We start from the raw sequence: 18,086 nt of genomic DNA, 5'->3' as shown, positions 1-18,086 counted from the left end.
AAGTCTCTTTCGGTTTGCCGGCCTGATCGCCAGTGCCAAGACGAGGGCTATCCGGGTGACCCTCGCATGGTCCGCAGCCTATCTTGCGCCTCACAGCATTACGTGTCGGACTGGAGCCAAGTTCGGCACAGCATTTCAATGATGATGCGATTGGACGACCGATCTGCTGTCAGCGGCTGGCGCGCCACAGAGCGATTCGGTCACGCATGCGATAGCCCTGAATGAACGCGGGCATGAACCAGGGATTGCCGCGACAGAACGGGATGAAGGCGGGAGGGCGGAAGTCAAAGGCAGTGCACGCCTGCACGTCATGTCCCATCAGCTTGTGCGCCGCATGCATGCCGACCCACGGCGCCCAGACCACGCCTGAACCGCAGAAGCCGGTGGCATAGACGATGCCGTCCTGCTCGAAGATGCGAGGAATCATGTCGCGGTTCATGGCGACGTTGCCGAACCAGCTGTGCGAGAGGCGAACGCTCTCCAGTTCCGGAAACAGATTGACCAAGCCCTTGCGCAGAAGCAGCTTCGGAGCGATTGGATCGCCGACGCGAGAGCTGTCGCGGCCACCGAGCAGAATGCGTCTGCCGTCGGGCGAAGGCCGGTAATAGAAGCCGACCTCCCGATTCTCGGTGATCATCATCCCTTTCGGCATCAGCCGCGCCATGACGTCGGGCGCGAGCTCCTCCGTTGCAATGATCCGGCTGCGCACCGGGACCAGCCTGCGGCGCAGGAAGGGCACGGCACCATCGGTGTAACCGTTGGTACAAACCAGCACCTGACGCGCCTGCACCGGACCGGCCGAGGTGACAACGCGGAAGACGGCGCCATCTTTTTCGATCGAGATCACGGGCGTGCGCGCGTGGACTGCCAATCCGGACGTGAGCGCGACGCGCAGCAGTTCGGCGTGGAATTTGGCCGGATGCAGCCCGCCGATGTCCATCCGAACCGTGCCGCCGCGATAGACATCGGTCCCGATGTACTGACGCTGCTTGGCATAGGGAACCGCGTAAGCCTCGATCCCGAGCTTCCTTGCGAGCCTCTCCGCGGTGCGCGCCATGGCTTCGTATTGCTCATAACCGAAGGCACCCTTGAACTGCCCCACCGGCTGGAAGTCGCAGGCGAGGCCCTCCGTCCTGATGAAATCGTACAGGAACGCGCGTGCGGCTTTGCCTTCTACTTCGATGGCCAGCGCCTTCTCTTCACCGAACCGCCGCGTGAGTGTCGCGTAATCCGGACGAATGCTTCCGCTGGTGATCCCACCATTGCGCGTGGAAGCCCCTTCCCCGGGATGCATTGCATCGAAAGCCGCAACCGAACGTCCCTCGCGCGCGAGCACCAGACCAGCCGAAAGTCCGGCATAGCCCGCACCCACGATCAGCACGTCGAGCTTCTTGGGTAAGGGTTGCTGAGGCAGCGGCCTGAGCGGGGCGGCTTCCCACCAGTAAGGCGTCCCCTTCTCGTCTGCTCTGGGCGCATGCATGGCGTTTTCTTCTCTTGTGTCTTGCCGGGTTCAGCCGAGGCTTGGCTCGCGGCTATCAGATGTGGTCGTTTCGAACGTCGAGGGCATCTCGCAGACCGTCGCCGATGAAGTTGAAGCTCGTCACCGCAATCGTAATCGCGGCACCGGGAATGATCGCGAGCCATGGAGCGCTCGCCAGATATTGCTGGGCGCCATTGAGCATGTTGCCCCAGCTCGGCAGCGGCGGCTGGATGCCGTAGCCGAGGAAGCTGATATAGGCTTCCAGAAGAATCGCGCGCGCGACCGCCAGGCTTGCAGCGACGATGATTGGGCCCATGGCATTGGGCAGGACCTCACGGAACATGATGTGTCTGCGACTCAGTCCCACCATGCGTGCAGCCTGGACAAACTCGCGCTCGCGCAGCGAGCGGACCTCGGCCTCGACGATTCTGGCGGTCTCCATCCAGCTGGTGACGGCAATGATCACGGTGATCATCACCGGGCTCGGCCGCAGCATGGCGGCCAGCGCCAGGACGAGGAAGATCGAGGGATAGGAAAGGAAGCCGTCTACAGTGCGCATCAGCGCCGCCCCGACCCAGCCGCCGCGATAGCCCGCCGTCACGCCGATCAGCGTGCCGATCAGCGTCGACAACAGCATCGCGGAGAATCCCACCAGCAGCGATACGCGCCCGGCCATCAATAGCCGCGCGGCTAAGTCACGTCCGAGAGGGTCGGTGCCGAAATAATGGTGACCGCTGAGAGGTGGAGCAAAGCGGGCGCGCAGATCGATCTGGAGCGAGTCGTAGGGTAAGGCATAGGGGCCGATGGCGCACGCCAACACAAGCAGGGTGATCATCGAGATCCCGACAAGTGCAAGATGATGGCGCATGAAGCGCGCCACCGCACGGCTGTGCCACCAGCGATTAGGAGCTGCGTGCACGACGATGGCGGTCATATCTGCTGCCTCCTGGTAACAGGGGTGAGCCGGCGGGCTCAGCCCAGACGAATGCGCGGGTCGACGGTAGCGATGACGATGTCTGCGAGCAGGTTGCCCAGTAGGACCAGGATGGCCGAGAAGATCAACAATCCCATCACCATCGGATAGTCACTGTAGCCAAGGCTGTCGAGAAACAGCCGTCCCATCCCCGGCCAGGTGAAGACAGTCTCGGTCACGAGTGCGCCGGTCAGAATGCTGGGCAATTGCATCCCGGCCAGGGTGATCATCGGCAATAGCGCGTTGCCGACGACGTGCTTCAGCAGGATGCGTCGCTCGCTCACGCCCTTGGCGCGGGCGGTCTTGACGAAATCCTGACTCAGGGCGTCGAGCGTCGCCGTGCGCATGTAGCGGCTCCAGATCGCGACATGAACCAGCGACAGCACCAAGCTCGGGAGGATCAGATGGTGCAGATAGTCCAGCACCGAGCCGTCGCCGATCGTGTACATATTGCCTGCAGGAACCCAACCGAGCTTCAGCGTAAAGATGTAGATGCCGATGAGGCCGAACCAGAAGGTCGGGACCGACAATGCCACCATGGCACCCACCGTCGCGCAGTAGTCGAATAGGGAATAGCGGTGGGTAGCACCTCGGATGCCGATCCAGGTGCCGGCTGCGATCGCCAATGCCGTGGACGTGCCCATCAGCAGCAGCGTCGCCAACAGATGCCGACCGATCACCGCCAGCACCGCAGAGCCATCGCGGAAGGAGTGTCCCCAGTCGCCCCGGATCAGTCGCCAGGCCCAATCGAGATACTGAAGCCACAGCGGCCGGTTCAGCCCAAGCTGCGCTGCGAGGCGCTCGACGTCCTTCTGGGTCATGCCGGGATCGAGCCCGAATTGCGCGAGAGGACCGCCAGGCATGAGGTTGAGAACCGTGAAGCCGATGATCGAGACGATCACCAGCAGCACGACGCTCTGCAACAGACGATTGAGCAGAAAGGCGGACATTCGAGCCCTCCGTTAGCTTGACAGCGCTGCCGCCGGCTTACAGGTCCGGCGGCAAGAGATCAGCTTGCCCAGTACCAGGCCAGCGCGTTCCAGGATTCCGTGCGCGTATTGCCGTTCGGCACGAAGCCGTTGATGCCTTTCTTGAGACCTTCGACCGCATTGCTCTGGTACAACGGCAGGAATGGCAGGTCGCGACGGACAAGTTCCTGGACGCGAGCGTAGATCGCGCGCCGGGCTTCAGGATCGAAGGTGCGCGCGCCCTTGTCCAGCAGAGCATCGACTTCCGGATTTGCATATTGCGCATTGTTCGAGCCGCGGCCGCCCTTCGCACCGATCGAACGCGAGTGCAGGCGGTTGGTGACGTCAGGATCGGCGCCGATCAGATACGAGCTGCCGACGATCACGGAATCGAACTGCGATTGCATCCAGAACTCGCCCCACATCACAGCAGCGGGCAGGTTCGATATCTTCATCTCGACGCCCAGCTGCGCAAAGGTCTGCTGCAGGAACTGCTGCACCTGCTCGCGGAGCGGATCGCCGGAGGTGGTCGAATTGGTGAAGGACAGACGAACACCGTTCTTGGCCCGAATGCCGCCCGCACCAGGAGCCCAGCCGGCCTGATCGAGGATCTTGCGCGCGCGATTCAGGTCGAACTGGTGCAGGGGCAGACTGGCATTGAAATAGAAGGACTGCCGCGGCATAAAGGTCTCCGTCGGCGTTGGCACTCCGTAGTAGAGCCCCTGGATGATCGCCTCCTTGTCGATCGCGGCATAAAGCGCCTCGCGGACCGCAAGCTCCTTGAACTGCGGGCGCTCGAGGTTCAGGTAGAAGGATTCGAACGAGGCCCTAGGGACCAGCGTCACCACGCGGTTCGGCAGCGACTTGGCTTCACCATAATGATCGGGAGTGATGTAGGGCTGACCGACGAGGTCGATGTCGCCGCTCTTGAACTGGGTGTAGAGGACGGTGAGATCGGGAATGTATTTGAAGACCAGCCGCTCGATATGAGGACCTTCACCGAAGTACTCGGTGTTGGCCACGAGTTCGAGATGATCACCGGCGACCCGCTTGCCCCACTTGAACGCGCCGGTGCCGACCGGCGCCTGGTTGAAGGCGGCATTGTTCGGATTGGCCTCTTTCTCCAGGATGTGCTTGGGCACGATGAAGGTTTCGGTCAGGAACGACAAATACGGCGCAAAGGCCTCTTCCATTCGCCACGAGATCTCGGTGGGCGAGACCACCGTGATGTCCCGCACGAGAGCATGGCCGGACGTACGCCAACTCCTGAAGTTGGGGTTCGTGATCAGTTCGAGCGTGAACTTCACGTCCTCGGCGCTGAAAGGCTTGCCGTCATGCCAGCGGACATCGTCACGCAAACGAATGCGCCATTTGAGACCGTCTTCCGAAATGCCGCCGTTCTTCTGGTTCGGCACTTCCAATGCAAGGTTGGGCTGAATGACGCCCTGGGGATCGATGCGGAAGAGCGCGTCGAAAACCGAAAAATGTACACCATCGTCGACTTCAATGTGCGCCATCAGCGGATTGAAGACGGTCGGCTCCTGTCCAAGTCCGACGATCACGCGGCCGGTCGGCTTTGCCGGAGAGGTGCGCGCGAACGCCGGCTTGCCCAGGAGATTGGGCGCGAAGATGCCGGCGGCTCCGCCAATTGCCACCATTCGCAGGGCATCGCGCCGCGAGTAGTTCGATGTCGCAGAACGCTCGGTCATAACGTCTCTCCTTAGCTGTGGTGTCCGACGTGGCTTTCATCTTCAGGCATGCTCCCGAGCTGCTCGCCGGGGATCGCTGCCACCAGTTCTCGCGTGTAGCTGGATTTCGGGTTGAGGAAGATCTGGGACGGCGGCCCCCGTTCAACGATCTGTCCTCGATGCATGACGGCAATTTCATCGCAGATCTGGCTTGCGACGCGCAGATCATGGGTGATGAAGATCATCGAGACGCCCGTCTCGCGTTGAATCTGATCCAGCAGCCTCAAGATCTGGGCCTGGATCGATACGTCGAGCGCAGAGACCGCTTCGTCGGCGACCAGCAGCTTCGGCTTGAACATCAGCGCCCGCGCGATGCCGATGCGCTGGCGCTGCCCGCCGGAGAACTCGTGCGGATAGCGGTCGAAGGCTCCTGAATCGAGGCCGACATGGGACAGAAGCTCCCGCGCCCGCTCGGCAGCCTCGCTGTATGGCACCCCATGCGCAACGGGACCGACCGTGAGAATAGGCCCGACCGTCGATCGCGGATTCAGCGAGGCAAAGGGATCCTGGAAGATCATCTGGATCCTGGGCCGCAGCGATCGAAACTCGGCCTCGGAAAGCCCGGCAATGTCACGTCCTTCGAACAGAATCGAGCCGCTGTCGCACTCCATGAGCTTGATCAGCAGCCGACCGAGCGACGACTTGCCCGAACCGCTCTCCCCGACGACGCCGAGCGTGCGGCCCGACGTGAGGTCGAAACTGACCCCATTGACCGCAGGCACGATGCGTTGCGTGCGCAAAAGCGCGCTGCCGCTGCGATAGGTTTTTGCGAGGCATTCAACCTTGAGAATGGCAACTGGGTCACCAGCTTCCAAGGGCACACGGTTTTTGCCGGTCAGGTGCGGGACGGCTGCGATCAGTCGGCGCGTATAGAGGTGGCTTGGCGACTTCAGCACCTGCTCGGCACTGCCCTGCTCCACGCAATGGCCTTTCTCCATCACCACAACGTAATCGGCGATCTCAGCCACGACGCCGAAATCGTGGGTGATGAACATGACGCTCATCCCCTTGCGGCGCTGAATGTCGCGGATCAATTTGAGGATCTGCGCCTGGGTCGTCACGTCCAGGGCGGTGGTCGGCTCGTCTGCAATCAGGATCGCGGGCTCGAGAGCCAGAGCCATGGCGATCATCACGCGCTGCCGCTGTCCACCCGAAAGCCGGAATGGATATTGATGATACATAAGCTGCGGATCGGGCAGACCCACTTCAATCAACAGATCAATCGCCCTGCTGCGACGGGAGGCCGGCGTTCCGACGTCGTGCGCAGCCATCACCTCTTCGATCTGCGCGCCCACGGTCATCAGCGGGTTGAGCGCCGAGAGAGGGTCTTGAAAGATCATTGAAACGATGCGGCCGCGCAGGCTGCGGAGCTTGTCGGGCGAGAGGCCCACCATGTTCTCCCCATCCAGGTGGATCGCACCCGAAGAGACCCGGATCGCTTTCGGTAGAAGCCCCATGATCGCATTCGCGGTGACCGACTTGCCCGATCCGGATTCCCCGATGATACCGAGAATCTGCCCGCGTTTCAGATCGAAGGAGATATTCTCGACGGCGTAGGCTCGCTCCATTCCTTCCGGCAGACTCACGGTCAGCTCGCGCACCGACAGCGCGACATCGACGGGGCTTGCCACCTGGATGCCAGAGGCCATGAAAGCATCCTCCTTTTTCAAGCCGGTGCCGTCATCTTGCTGCGGCCGGCGCCTTCGGCTCCTTGCGCCTCCACGCTCCTTGGACAGGTCGATAATTCGCCGCTCAACTTGCCATTCCTTCGTTGGAGGCTGCGACATGATTCAGGCCTCTTCGCGCAAGAAGCAAGAGCTGTTGCTTAGAGCGCAGCACCGACCTAATTGGCCAGCTCGATCGAAGCGAAGCTCAGTTGGCATCCACGTCATGGCTTGATCGCTTCCGCGAAGGCCTGCTCCTGGACAAGGCTCATGCAAGTTGCCTCTTTGGACTTCGACCATCGATCGGTTGGTTCTGCCGATCTTGACGACGTCTATCACCGCAGAGTCGCCGAAAGCCGGCATCGAAGCAGCAGGAACTTCTGAAAACGAAGTCCGATTTGGCATTTCAGTCTGCGCCGCGAGACCCGCCGTGGCGCCCAGCCAGGAGGGAGCGCAATGGATTGCGCGAGCGCGTGCGTCTGGCTGGCCGCCTGCAAGCTGCGATGCAAGCAAAGTATTTTCGCAATAATAGCCTGTGTCAAAGGCAGCAAACCGCAGGATATTCGGTCTCACGGCGAAAGTCCGTGAGGGCTGCGGCAATTCCTCGGTTACGCTACGGCAACCACCGGAGATCCCCAATCCGATGAGCGCGCCGCTCCTGCATATCGAATCCAATCCATCCCTACCTCGTGAGGCAGACGTCGTTGTGATCGGCGGCGGCGTCGTGGGCGTGTTCACAAGCTACTATCTCGCCCGCCGCGGCCTCAAGGTTGCTTTGCTTGAAAAGGGCCGCGTCGCCGCCGAGCAGTCCAGCCGCAACTGGGGATGGTGCCGCCAACAGAACCGCGATGCGCGCGAGTTACCGCTTGCGACCAAGAGCCTGGATCTCTGGGAAAGGGTTGCCGGAGAGACCGGTGAAGATACGGGTTTTCGCCGCTGTGGGCTTTTGTATCTGTCGAACGACGACAATGAGCTGGCCGGCTGGGCAAAGTGGCGAGACTTTGCCAGGACCGTCGGGGTCACGACGCACATGCTGAGTGCGGAAGAAGCGAGCGAGAGAGGCAGGGCGACCGGTCGCAAGTGGAAGGGCGGCGTCTTCTCGCCGACAGACGGCACGGCAGATACTTCAAAGGCCGTGCCCGTCGCCGCGCGCGGCATCATGGCGGCGGGTGGCAGCGTGCACCAGCTTTGCGCGGCTCGTGGCATAGAGCTCACTGCCGGCCGCGTCAGCGGAGTGGTGACGGAAGCGGGCACGATCCGGACGAAGACGGCGGTCATGGCAGGAGGTGCATGGGCGTCCTCGTTCTGCAACCAGCTGGGAATTCGCTTCCCGCAGGCATCCGTTCGCCAGTCTATTCTCGCCGTGGCCCCTGGCGCCGCCGGCCTTCCTGATGCCCTTTACACCGGGCTCGTCTCGCTCACGCGGCGCGGCAATGGCGGATACACGCTCGCTATCAGCGGGCGCGCGCGAGTCGATCCGACGCCGCAGCAATTCAGGTTCGGCCGCGAATTCCTGCCCATGTTCGCCCGCCGCTGGCGAAGTCTCAGCCCTGGGGCTTTCGAGGGCCTGCGGCACGGCCATGAATCCCTGGCGAAATGGGGGCTCGATGAGGTGACCCCGATGGAGCTGAACCGGACGCTCGATCCTCGCCCTGACATGAGGCAGATTCGGGCGACACATCGACGAGCTTGCAAGCTCGTGCCGGAACTTGAGCGCGTCGAAATCTCAAACGTCTGGGCCGGCTACATCGACAGCACGCCGGACGGCATTCCAGCAATCGGTGAAGTTGAGTCCATTCCAGGGTTCATCCTTGCGGCGGGATTCAGCGGCCACGGTTTTGGAATTGGCCCAGGCGCGGGTCATATGATCGCCGACATCATCACGGGTGATCCGCCGATCGTCGACCCGCGCCCCTACAGGCCGGCGCGGCTGAAAAAGAGCGCCTGGGGCAAGGTCAGCGAGTTCTGAATTGCAGCTTCCGCCTCGGTGGGAAAAGACGCTGGTTGATGCTATGACAATGCATATGACGCTGAAGTCTCAAAGCCCTCACGCCGTTGTCGGCCCCATCTGATGGCACTGCTATGAAGCTCGATAAGATCGACATCAGGATTTTATGCGAACTGCAGAAGAACGGGCGGATCTCCAACGTCGAGCTCGCAGAGCTGATCAACCTTTCCCCGAGTCCGTGCCTGATGCGCGTCAAGAGGCTCCAGACGGAGGGCTTCATCACTGGCTACTCCGCCCAGATCGATGTTGCCAAGCTCGGACAAACTCTAACCGTCTTCGCTGAAATCACCCTGAAGAATCACCGGCAGATCGATTTCGCGCGCTTTCTCACGACCATTGAAAAGATCGATTCCGTCGTCGAATGCCACCTCGTTTCGGGCGGGTACGACTATCTCGTCAAGTTCATCACGGCGGGTATCAGCGAATACCAGGCCGTCATGGAACGGCTGGTCGAGATGGATATCGGCATCGACAAGTATTTCAGTTTTGTCGTGCTGAAGTCCCCGATCGTGAAATCCCATCTGCCGCTGGAAAGCATATTCAACGGTTGACAAACAGGCGCAGCGATTATCCTCTCATCGCTGCGCGCACGTCCCTATCTTCCAGCGTCTGGTCCAGCGTAGTCCTTGTCCGCTCGATGATGCCGTCGATGTCCGCATCCGTGCAGCAGAGCGGCGGCGCATAGCCGAGCACGCCCTGGGCAAAGGCGCGGATGACGAGACCGTTGTCCCATGCGCGGTCGAAAATACGGCGCGCTGGATCGGCTTCCGCCGGCAGCGGCGTCTTGCGCTCCTTGTCAGTGACGAGCTCAATCGCAGCCAGCATGCCGCGACCGCGGACATCGCCGACGAGCGGATGATCCGCCAGCGCGCGAAGGCCTTCCATGAGACGGCATCCCGCCTTCCGGCCGTTTTCCAGCAAGCCGTTTTCGTAAAGATCAAGGCACGCAAGCCCGACAGCTGCGCTGACGGGATGTGCCGAATAGGTGTAGCCGTGGCCGATGGCAGCCTTGCCGGCGCCATCAGCGATCGTGTTGTAGACGCGGTCGGACATCAGAACGGCCCCCATCGGCACATAGCCCGAGGTAAGCCCTTTTGCCGTTGTCATGAGATCCGGCACGACGTCGTCCTCTTCACAGGCGAACAACGGACCGACACGGCCAAAGCCGGTGATGACCTCATCGGCAACGAACAGAATGTCGTGCTCCTTGCAAACAGCGTGCATCGCTTTCATCCAGGACGGCGGCGGAACGAGGACGCCTCCGGACCCCTGTATCGGCTCGACATAGAAGGCCGCGACGCGTTCGGCGCCGAGCTCGGCGATCTTGGCGCGCAGAGCCGCGACCGACGCCGCAATGATCGCCTGGGGATGCGAACCGACGGGGTTCCGATAGGCGTAGTGCGAGGGAATTTTGTGCTGCCAGCTGTATGGCACTCCAAATCCCGCATGAAAAGCCGGCAGCGCGGTCAGGCCAGATCCTGCCGTCGACGATCCATGGTAACCAGATTCGACGGAAATGAACTGGTCCTTCTGCGGCCTACCCTTGGCATGATAATAGTAGCGGATGAACCGGATCGTGCTGTCGACGGCGTCGGAGCCGCCCAAGGTGAAATAGACATGGTTCAGATCGCCAGGCGCCAATTCAGCCAGTCTGGCGGCCAGCCGGATGGCCGGGTCGGAGCCCAATCCGAAATAACCCGTCGCATAGGGAAGTTCGCGCAACTGCCTGGTGGCCGCTTCGACGATGCTGTCCTGCCCATAGCCGGCATTGACACACCACAGGCCGGCGAAGCCGTCCAGCAATTGACGACCCGAGACATCGGTCAGCGTCGCGCCTTTCCCTGACTTCAGCACGCGGACGCCAGTCGCCTCGTGGCTGCGATAGGATGAGACCGGATGAATCAGATGCGCGCGATCGAGCTCAATCAGCGAGTTGCTCAACATGTCGTCCTCCAGATCGACCGCAATGCTTGTGCGGCACTCCCGATATCTTCGGAGCTCAACGTAAGACGCCCGGGACAGCAGTTGCTCCCAGGCATGACATGGACGGAAGGCGTTTTGACTTTGATTGACGATCGACGCGGCATCTTGTGCCGGCATCGGCCTGTGCCTGGCATTGGCGCTCAACTCGGAGGCCTTTTCACACAACTCTCTGCCACGGCGCCGATCCGATACGACACAATCTGCTCTCCGTCGCCGCGACAGCGGTGCTTTATCCGGCTGTCTGCCCGCTATGATCCCTGTCGTACCGGAGCGCGGTGCGTGAGGACCGAAAAGGATCGAGCCATGGCAACGTTTAGACCGAAATACATCACCTTCGACTGTTACGGCACGCTGACCAATTTCGACATGGCCGGCGCGGCAAGGAGGGTCTATGGCTCTCAACTTTCTGCCACGACGATGGCAAGTTTCATCAAGGATTTCGCTGCCTATCGCCTGGACGAGGTTCTTGGCGCGTGGAAGCCGTACTTCGAGGTCGTGCACAATTCAGTAGAGCGCGCTTGCAAGCGCAACGGTATCGTATTTCGGCCGGAGGATGCCCAGCGCATCAATGAAGAGATCCACACGTGGGGTCCACATCCGGACGTCCCGGCGGGTCTGGCCAAGGTTGCCAGGGAGATTCCGCTGGTCATCTTGTCGAACTCCATGAAGAACCTCATCATGTCCAACGTGGACAAGCTCGGCGCTCCCTTCCACACGGTCATCACGGCCGAGGAGACTGGCGCCTACAAGCCGCACATGAAAGGCTTCGAATACATGTTCGACAAGCTGGGTTGCGGCCCGGAAGATATCACTCACGTCTCCTCCTCGTTCCGCTACGATCTGATGACCGCCTACGATCTGGGCATCAAGAGCAAGGTCTGGGTGAACCGCGGTCACGAGCCCGCGAACCCCTTCTATGAATACACCGAGGTGGCTGACATCGGAGGGCTTGCCGCAGCAGTCGGCCTGGAGCCCCTGCGCAAGAGCGCGTGAGCGCAGTTCCCTCAGGTTCTCTCGTTGCACTTCAGTTCTTCAAAAGCTTCAATCGAGATCGGTGCGCCGTGAAGCAAAAAAGGGGGCGGTTCGACCGCCCCCTTTCTTGCTTCAGATATTGGGCCGCTCAGTCCAGGCCGCCGACGTGGAGCGCCTTGGTCTCGAGATATTCTTCTATCCCGAGTTGAGATCCCTCGCGTCCTAGGCCCGACTGTTTGACACCGCCGAAAGGCGCCACCTCGGTCGAGATCAGGCCGGTGTTCAAGCCGACCATGCCGAACTCGAGCGCCTCGGCAACACGCCAGGAGCGCTTGAGGTTTTCCGTGTAGAAATAGGCGGCAAGGCCAAAAGGCGTGCCGTTGGCGATCGCAATCGCCTCGTCCTCGGTCTCAAAGCGGAAAAGCGGTGCGACCGGCCCGAAGGTCTCTTCCGAAGCCAGGAGCATCTCAGTTGTTGCGCCGCCGAGCACGAGAGGGCGGGCATATTGCCGACCTTCCGGCACCGCCTCACTCTCCGAGATGATCTTTGCGCCCTTATCCAGGGCGTCCGTGACGTGCCGCTTGATCTTCTCGATCGCCGCGCTGTTGATCATCGGCCCGATTGCGACCCCCTCTTCCGTCCCGGCACCGACCTTCATTTTTTCAACCTGGCTGGCGAGCTTCTGGGCGAAGGCGTCGTAGATGCCAGCTTGCACCAGGATGCGATTGCAGCAGACGCACGTTTGCCCGCCATTGCGGAATTTTGACGCAATCGCCCCCTCGACCGCCCGGTCGACGTCGGCATCGTCAAAGACGATGAACGGCGCGTTGCCGCCGAGCTCGAGGCTGAGCCGCTTGATGTTGTCGGCGGCGCCCCTCATCAGCAAAGCGCCGACGCGTGTCGATCCGGTGAACGAGATCTTGCGGACGGTTTCATTGGCCATCAGCTCCGCGCCGATGTCCGCCGGCATGCCCGTCACGATGTTGATCACGCCCGCCGGGATTCCGGCCCGCTCAGCCAAGACAGCGATGGCGAGAGCTGAAAAAGGCGTAAACTCAGACGGCTTGATGACCACTGTGCAGCCCGCAGCAAGCGCTGGTGCCACTTTGCGGGTTATCATCGCGTTGGGGAAATTCCAGGGCGTGATGATCCCGCAGACGCCGACCGGTTCTTTCAGCACCAGAATGCGGCGATCGAAGCTGGGCGCCGGGATTGTCGATCCGTTGATGCGGCGGGCCTCTTCGGCAAACCATTTGACGAAGGATGCCCCATAACGGATCTCTCCGAGAGATTCAGCAAGCGGCTTGCCCTGTTCCAGCGTGAGCAGAAGAGCCAAATCCTGCTCATGGTGCCGCATGAGCTCATACCAGCGCTCCAGCAGCGCAGCACGCTCTGCATGAGCCCGGGTCTTCCAGTGCTTGAACGCGGCGGCCGCCGCGTCAATTGCTGCCCTGGTCTCGTCTCGGCCCATATCCGGGATGGTGCCAAGCACTTTCTGGCTGGCAGGATCAATGACATCAACGGTGGCTCTCGTGCTCGCGTCCCGCCAGTTGCTGCCGATCAGCGCATGCTGGCGAAACAGATCCTTGTCCTTCAATGCAATCATGGGCTTGTTCCTTGGTTTCGGGCCCGACCTCACCATCACTGCCTGGATTTGCGCGTGGCGAGACGAAGCCATCTCATGCGAGCAGTACAGAACCGCACGCCGCATTTTTCCTTGAGAATGAAGTGTCTGGCCGCGTTGAATCTGGTCAGGCGCGGTCTCGGAGGTCGAATATTCTGAGGGCCGCTAGTGCAGCCCTCAGCATCGTCTCAATCATAATGACAGACGTAGATCTTTCGCACGGTCTCGATCGTGCGCCAGACGCCAACGAAGCCGGGTTTCATCACAAAGCTGTCGCCGGCGCGGTACCTCCTGGTCTCACCACCCTTTTCCTCGATCTCGATGAGACCCGAGAGAATGTGACAGAACTCGAACGTGGAGCCCTTGATGGAATGAGTCTCGCCGGGTGTCGCTTCCCAGACACCGGTGAGCACCTTCTCGCCTTTCGAGGCGTCCTGTGCCCAGGTCTTGAACGATGGATTGCCGGAGATGAGCCGTTCCGGAGCAGGCAAGGCGTTCTTCGGTGCGAAGTCCGGATTGGTGTCAATGGTGACCAGAAGGGACATGGCTTTTTTCCTGTTAGTAACCGAGTGTTCGATCGACAAGGCCGATCGGATTTCGTCCAGCGCGGTGGCGCCGGATGTTCTCTATGACCGATTGTGCCGCCGTATGCGGTTGGGTCACGGATGCGATATGCGGCGTGATGATCACCTTCGGATGGGACCAGAGTAGATGGCCGTCCGGCAGCGGCTCGGGATCGGTGACGTCAAGCATGGCGGCTGCAAGGTGCCCGCTGTCGAGCGCCTCGATGAGTGCGCCCTGGTCGAGCTGCGGGCCGCGGCCGACATGGAGCAGCCTCGCTCCCGCTGGCAAAAGCGAGAAGAGCCTTGCGTTCAGGATGCCGCTTGTTTGCTCCGTCAGGGGAAGAAGACAGACGAGGATATTCGTTCCTCGCAGGAAGTCACCAAGCTGGTCGTCCCCATGAAAGCAGGCGACTCCCTCGACAGTTTTTTCGCTGCGGCTCCACGCGGCGATGGGAAACTGGAACGGCTTCAGGCGGTCGATTGCAGCTTGCGCCAGCATGCCAAGCCCCAGGAAGCCAATACGGCGATCGGCCGCCTGGGACGTTGGAAGCGCTTGCCAAACGCCCCTTCTCTGCTGCCCTTGGTAGGCCAGCATCTCGCGATGCAGCGTCAGCACACCAAGGACGACGTATTCCTGCATCATGCGTATGATGCCATCCTCGACCATGCGCACGAGCTTCACGTGGCCAGGTATGGTCTCCGGATTGAACTGATCGACGCCGGCGCCGATGGAAAAGAGCAGCTCCAGATTACAAAAGCGCCAGACATCGTCTGGCACGTTCCAGGTCAGCAGGTACCGTATCTTTTCCGGATCGATAGCTTCGCTGCAATGGTAAAATTCCAGGTCAGGGAGCTCGCACGCAAAAGCCTCCCGGAAGACTGCGCCCCTGGCAGCATCAGAATTGAAAAGAAATGCCATCGATGCACGTCTCCGCCTCGCTCGGTATGTCGACGACGTCGGGAAAAGCGACTAGCCTTGCAAGACTTTCGTGGGGATTCACGGCGATCCGGTCTGCCTCCACGATTTTTGCCGAACACCGAGAGGATAGCTGCGAGCCGGAGCTTTCCCTGCCGAATTACGTTGCAAGACAGGCCGAAGATTTCGAAAAGAGGGCCCAAACAGGGGAAACCTGCTGGCTTTCCGTGCGATAGTGGGCGAAATAAGCCCGCTACCCTGGCGGAAAAGATAAGGCGCGATGTGCGAAAGATTGGCATCTCGCGAAGGAATGGACGAGTCGAGATGGGACGAACGGTACGCGTGAAGTCCTTTGAGCTGGCCGCGAAGGACATCAACGACGTTGATGTGACGCTGCTCCACGCGCTCTCGACCGGGGTTGGCTGGCCGCATCGACCCAAGGATTGGGATTTTTTGCGCCGCGCAGGTCACGGCATCGTAGCCGTTGATGGCATAGGACGCGTCTTCGGCAGCGCGATGTGGTTCCCATATGGCCGCGAATTCGCGACCATTGGCCTGGTGATCACATCGCCCCGAACCCAGGCGCAGGGTACCGGCCGTTGGCTCATGGAGCAGGTGTTCGAGCGGTGTGGCGACCGGACTCTAAGCCTCAATTCGACCGATGCCGCGTATCATCTGTATCTTTCCCTGGGCTTCACGAAGGAAGCCACCGTCTATCAGTGGCAGGGAGAGGCCGTGTCACCACCTCCGCCAGTGCCGGCGCTCGACGGCGAATTGAGCCCGCTCACCGGGAATATCCAAGAGATCACAGCACTGGATGAACGCGCGTTCGGGACCAGTCGTCAGAGGCTGCTTGCATTGCTTTCTGAAGGTGCGTCAATCTGCGTCCTGCGTCGTGGCGGTGAGACCGTCGGTTATTCCATGAAGCGCGAATTCGGGCGCGGTCATGTGATCGGCCCTATCGTCGCCAGCAATGATTGTGACGCGATCCATCTTACGGCCGTGCATCTCAAGGATCTCGCCGGAAAGTTCGCCCGCGTTGATACGCGGGAGCAGACGGGTCTGTTTGCGGATTTTCTTCAACAGAGCCGCCTCGGAATGAACGATACAGTCACTACCATGTCCAAGGGACGGCGATTCCTGAACCGAAAGGGAAACGAGCCGTGGGTTTACGGGCTGGCCGGTCACGCGTTGAGCTGAGGCTGTGAAGCGAACTGCTAACAGTCCAGCTCGTGCTTCACGGGAGGGACAGAGCAAGAGGGAGAACACGTCCCGCCCAAAATAGCGGATCTATCCAGATGCTCCTCGAAGCGTGGCGCTCGCCTTCCCGGACGACTGGTCGAGGCAGGCCGCGGCCCCGCTCCTAGTTATGCGCCAAAGCGGTGCTGCTAGGTCGATCCGTCCTCTACGGATTTGCCGCAAGGGGCTGTGGCATCCAAGGCCCTGGCTATCCTTTTCGAAGAGATCGACAGAACGCTGGCGCTCATCGGGTGTCCCGCAGCTTCTCGATCGAACGAGTTATTCATCGCACCGTCTGCGCTCTTGCCGATTACGCAGAGCCGCTCGAGCACGTCCGTTTTCCTTGCCAGAGTGTCCTAATCTACGACGCTCATGTAATCCGCCTGTACTGCGCGACCCTCGCGCTGTATCTCATGCTGCGAATGTGCAGTGAGGGACAGAGCCAAACGGGTGTGTGACTTAGTCTCGCCCACAGAGAGGGTCGATCAAGCCAAGCTTCCAACCGAAACGTCCGTTCTGCGCGCGGTCTGGCCAAGTCTTTGAAAAGCTTGGTGGGCGCACCAGGGCTCGAACCTGGGACCCGCTGATTAAGAGACAGCCCCGGGTTGAGAACAATCAATGACTTACTAGTCGCACCACTGGGCTTATCCGACTGAAAGTGGGCATTCGTCGCACGATCATAGACTGCTTGATATCCGAACACGGACCGTCAACTTCCATCATCGATAGGTTCAAATCGGGGACACGCAACACCCGATTATTGCGATTGGTCGAACAGGAAATCCCCCGGCTTGTTGCATGAAAGATTCTCTGCGTCCCGAATGCAAGTAGCAATCGAAAAGACCAACAAAAACAAAAGAGTTCGCTTGTTTGACGTCCTTTTGCGCGGCTTGTTCACGGGATTTCAGTGGTCAAACGGCGGTTAGACTGAGGTGGGGCGCGTCTTGGCCGAGTTGCGGATTTCTACTCCGTGGGTTGCAGGTTCGAGTCCTGCCGGGATCGCCACTACCAAGTATTTTCCGTTCATCTTTAATCGGTTGCCTCTATGTTAGCCAGCGTCGTAGAACGCGTTAGCCACTTGCTGTTCCTGCGCTGTTCGCGAGCTTCGTCATTGCCGCTTCTGCAGCCCGCTCTCGATCGACCTCATCGAGATATTCCTGAACCTGATCGAGTGAGCTGTGTCCGGACACGGCCATGAGCTCGACACCCGTTGCACCGGCGTGAGCCAGGGCCCGAAGCGCGGCCTTTCGAAGTCCATGCGCGCGGTAATTCCGAGTCCGACCGTCATCGCACAGCACCGGCTTCAGTTCGGCAGCGCGACACCAGTCGGCGAACTTGTTGCCGAAGGCGGCTGTGGAGGCGAACGGACGGCCGTAGTCGTTGACTAAGAAAATCAATACCCCCTCGCCGCGTGTGCCATCAGGGATCGCGTCAAGCGCCTCCTGAAATGCCGGCGTGATCTTTATCGACAGGAGCTTCCCTGTGGTCCGCAAGGTTTTATGCGGTCGCCACGACAGCTTTGAGCCGGCCTTAACGTGCTGCTCTCCCAGAAGATGGGCATCATGACGCCGGGCAGCGATGTTGAGTAGTAACTCGAGCGCCAACCTCGCAACTGTGCCGAGTGGCCAGCGATTGCGATACTGCGCCACCTGCGGCTCGAGCCAGGTCATGTGGCCAGCGCTCTTGATGCCGGTCTTCAGCGTTTCGATGCTTTCGGTAGGATCGCTCGACAACTCGCCCCTTGACTTAGCGAACCGAATGAGGCCGCGGACAGCCTTCAACTCATTCTTTTGTTGGTTCGCCGTCTTGCCTTCCAAGAAGTCCCTGATCGATTTCTCCCTCAACCGCCTCCCCATTGTCCCTGCTAATAACAGGGGTCATTCCGCTGCCTTTAAAAAGCCCGCTGGCATCACTGCCAACGGGCCCCACCCTTCACTTGGATGCCGAC

The 18,086-nt window shown here is 60.6% G+C and carries 14 protein-coding genes; 4 read left to right on the top strand and 10 right to left on the bottom strand.

Translation table 11 applies throughout. The features are described from left to right. Nucleotides 1-169 precede the first annotated feature (169 nt). Genes XF30_RS12580 through XF30_RS12560 form a run of 5 tightly spaced genes read right to left on the bottom strand, consistent with a single transcriptional unit; the run spans nt 170 to nt 6,818 of the window. A complete protein-coding gene (locus XF30_RS12580) occupies nt 170-1,480 on the bottom strand; it encodes an NAD(P)/FAD-dependent oxidoreductase (RefSeq protein ID WP_109142892.1) in 1,311 nt (436 codons plus the stop codon). Between the two features lie 55 nt (nt 1,481-1,535). Next, nucleotides 1,536-2,414 carry an ABC transporter permease gene (locus XF30_RS12575; protein ID WP_109142891.1) on the bottom strand — a complete coding sequence of 293 codons (879 nt, stop codon included), beginning with the start codon at nt 2,412-2,414 and terminating at the stop codon, nt 1,536-1,538. A 38-nt stretch (nt 2,415-2,452) separates the two neighbouring features. After that, nucleotides 2,453-3,403 (bottom strand): ABC transporter permease, encoded by a 951-nt coding sequence (locus XF30_RS12570; RefSeq protein ID WP_036008167.1) that lies wholly within the window; start codon nt 3,401-3,403, stop codon nt 2,453-2,455. A gap of 59 nt (nt 3,404-3,462) precedes the next feature. Next, on the bottom strand, nt 3,463-5,130 hold the full coding sequence (locus XF30_RS12565) for a peptide ABC transporter substrate-binding protein (RefSeq protein WP_109142890.1): 1,668 nt from the start codon (nt 5,128-5,130) through the stop codon (nt 3,463-3,465). An 11-nt stretch (nt 5,131-5,141) separates the two neighbouring features. Next, nucleotides 5,142-6,818 carry an ABC transporter ATP-binding protein gene (locus tag XF30_RS12560; RefSeq protein WP_109142889.1) on the bottom strand — a complete coding sequence of 559 codons (1,677 nt, stop codon included), beginning with the start codon at nt 6,816-6,818 and terminating at the stop codon, nt 5,142-5,144. Between the two features lie 658 nt (nt 6,819-7,476). Between XF30_RS12560 and XF30_RS12555 the strand changes: the two genes are divergently transcribed. Together XF30_RS12555 and XF30_RS12550 are read left to right on the top strand one after the other, a co-directional pair. Then, on the top strand, nt 7,477-8,802 hold the full coding sequence (locus XF30_RS12555; protein ID WP_036008177.1) for an NAD(P)/FAD-dependent oxidoreductase: 1,326 nt from the start codon (nt 7,477-7,479) through the stop codon (nt 8,800-8,802). Between the two features lie 113 nt (nt 8,803-8,915). Next, nucleotides 8,916-9,392 (top strand): Lrp/AsnC family transcriptional regulator, encoded by a 477-nt coding sequence (locus XF30_RS12550; RefSeq protein WP_027544593.1) that lies wholly within the window; start codon nt 8,916-8,918, stop codon nt 9,390-9,392. A 16-nt stretch (nt 9,393-9,408) separates the two neighbouring features. Here XF30_RS12550 and XF30_RS12545 read toward each other — a convergent pair whose 3' ends face one another. Next, a complete protein-coding gene (locus XF30_RS12545; RefSeq protein WP_109142888.1) occupies nt 9,409-10,785 on the bottom strand; it encodes an aspartate aminotransferase family protein in 1,377 nt (458 codons plus the stop codon). Nucleotides 10,786-11,127: 342 nt separating this feature from the next. On the opposite strand from XF30_RS12545, the gene XF30_RS12540 reads away from it, so the two are divergent. Beyond that, a complete protein-coding gene (locus XF30_RS12540; protein ID WP_036025117.1) occupies nt 11,128-11,817 on the top strand; it encodes a haloacid dehalogenase type II in 690 nt (229 codons plus the stop codon). 127 nt (nt 11,818-11,944) lie between these two features. Here the strand turns inward: XF30_RS12540 and XF30_RS12535 are convergent, their stop codons facing one another. From XF30_RS12535 to XF30_RS12525, 3 genes are all read right to left on the bottom strand, one after another. Continuing rightward, nucleotides 11,945-13,402 (bottom strand): NAD-dependent succinate-semialdehyde dehydrogenase, encoded by a 1,458-nt coding sequence (locus XF30_RS12535; protein ID WP_192893115.1) that lies wholly within the window; start codon nt 13,400-13,402, stop codon nt 11,945-11,947. Nucleotides 13,403-13,608: 206 nt separating this feature from the next. Beyond that, on the bottom strand, nt 13,609-13,965 hold the full coding sequence (locus XF30_RS12530; RefSeq protein ID WP_109142887.1) for a cupin domain-containing protein: 357 nt from the start codon (nt 13,963-13,965) through the stop codon (nt 13,609-13,611). A gap of 13 nt (nt 13,966-13,978) precedes the next feature. Beyond that, the gene (locus XF30_RS12525) at nt 13,979-14,902 is read right to left on the bottom strand and encodes a 2-hydroxyacid dehydrogenase (protein ID WP_109142886.1); all 924 of its coding nucleotides are present in this window, start codon (nt 14,900-14,902) and stop codon (nt 13,979-13,981) included. 321 nt (nt 14,903-15,223) lie between these two features. On the opposite strand from XF30_RS12525, the gene XF30_RS12520 reads away from it, so the two are divergent. Then, a complete protein-coding gene (locus XF30_RS12520; protein ID WP_036008192.1) occupies nt 15,224-16,099 on the top strand; it encodes a GNAT family N-acetyltransferase in 876 nt (291 codons plus the stop codon). A gap of 1,109 nt (nt 16,100-17,208) precedes the next feature. Here the strand turns inward: XF30_RS12520 and XF30_RS12515 are convergent. Next, nucleotides 17,209-17,955 (bottom strand): tyrosine-type recombinase/integrase, encoded by a 747-nt coding sequence (locus XF30_RS12515; RefSeq protein ID WP_158284370.1) that lies wholly within the window; start codon nt 17,953-17,955, stop codon nt 17,209-17,211. Nucleotides 17,956-18,086: the final 131 nt, after the last annotated feature.

The sequence above is a fragment of the Bradyrhizobium sp. SUTN9-2 genome, assembly GCF_003122645.1.
Taxonomy (GTDB): domain Bacteria; phylum Pseudomonadota; class Alphaproteobacteria; order Rhizobiales; family Xanthobacteraceae; genus Bradyrhizobium; species Bradyrhizobium yuanmingense.
This window is presented reverse-complemented; position numbering and strand designations above follow the sequence as displayed.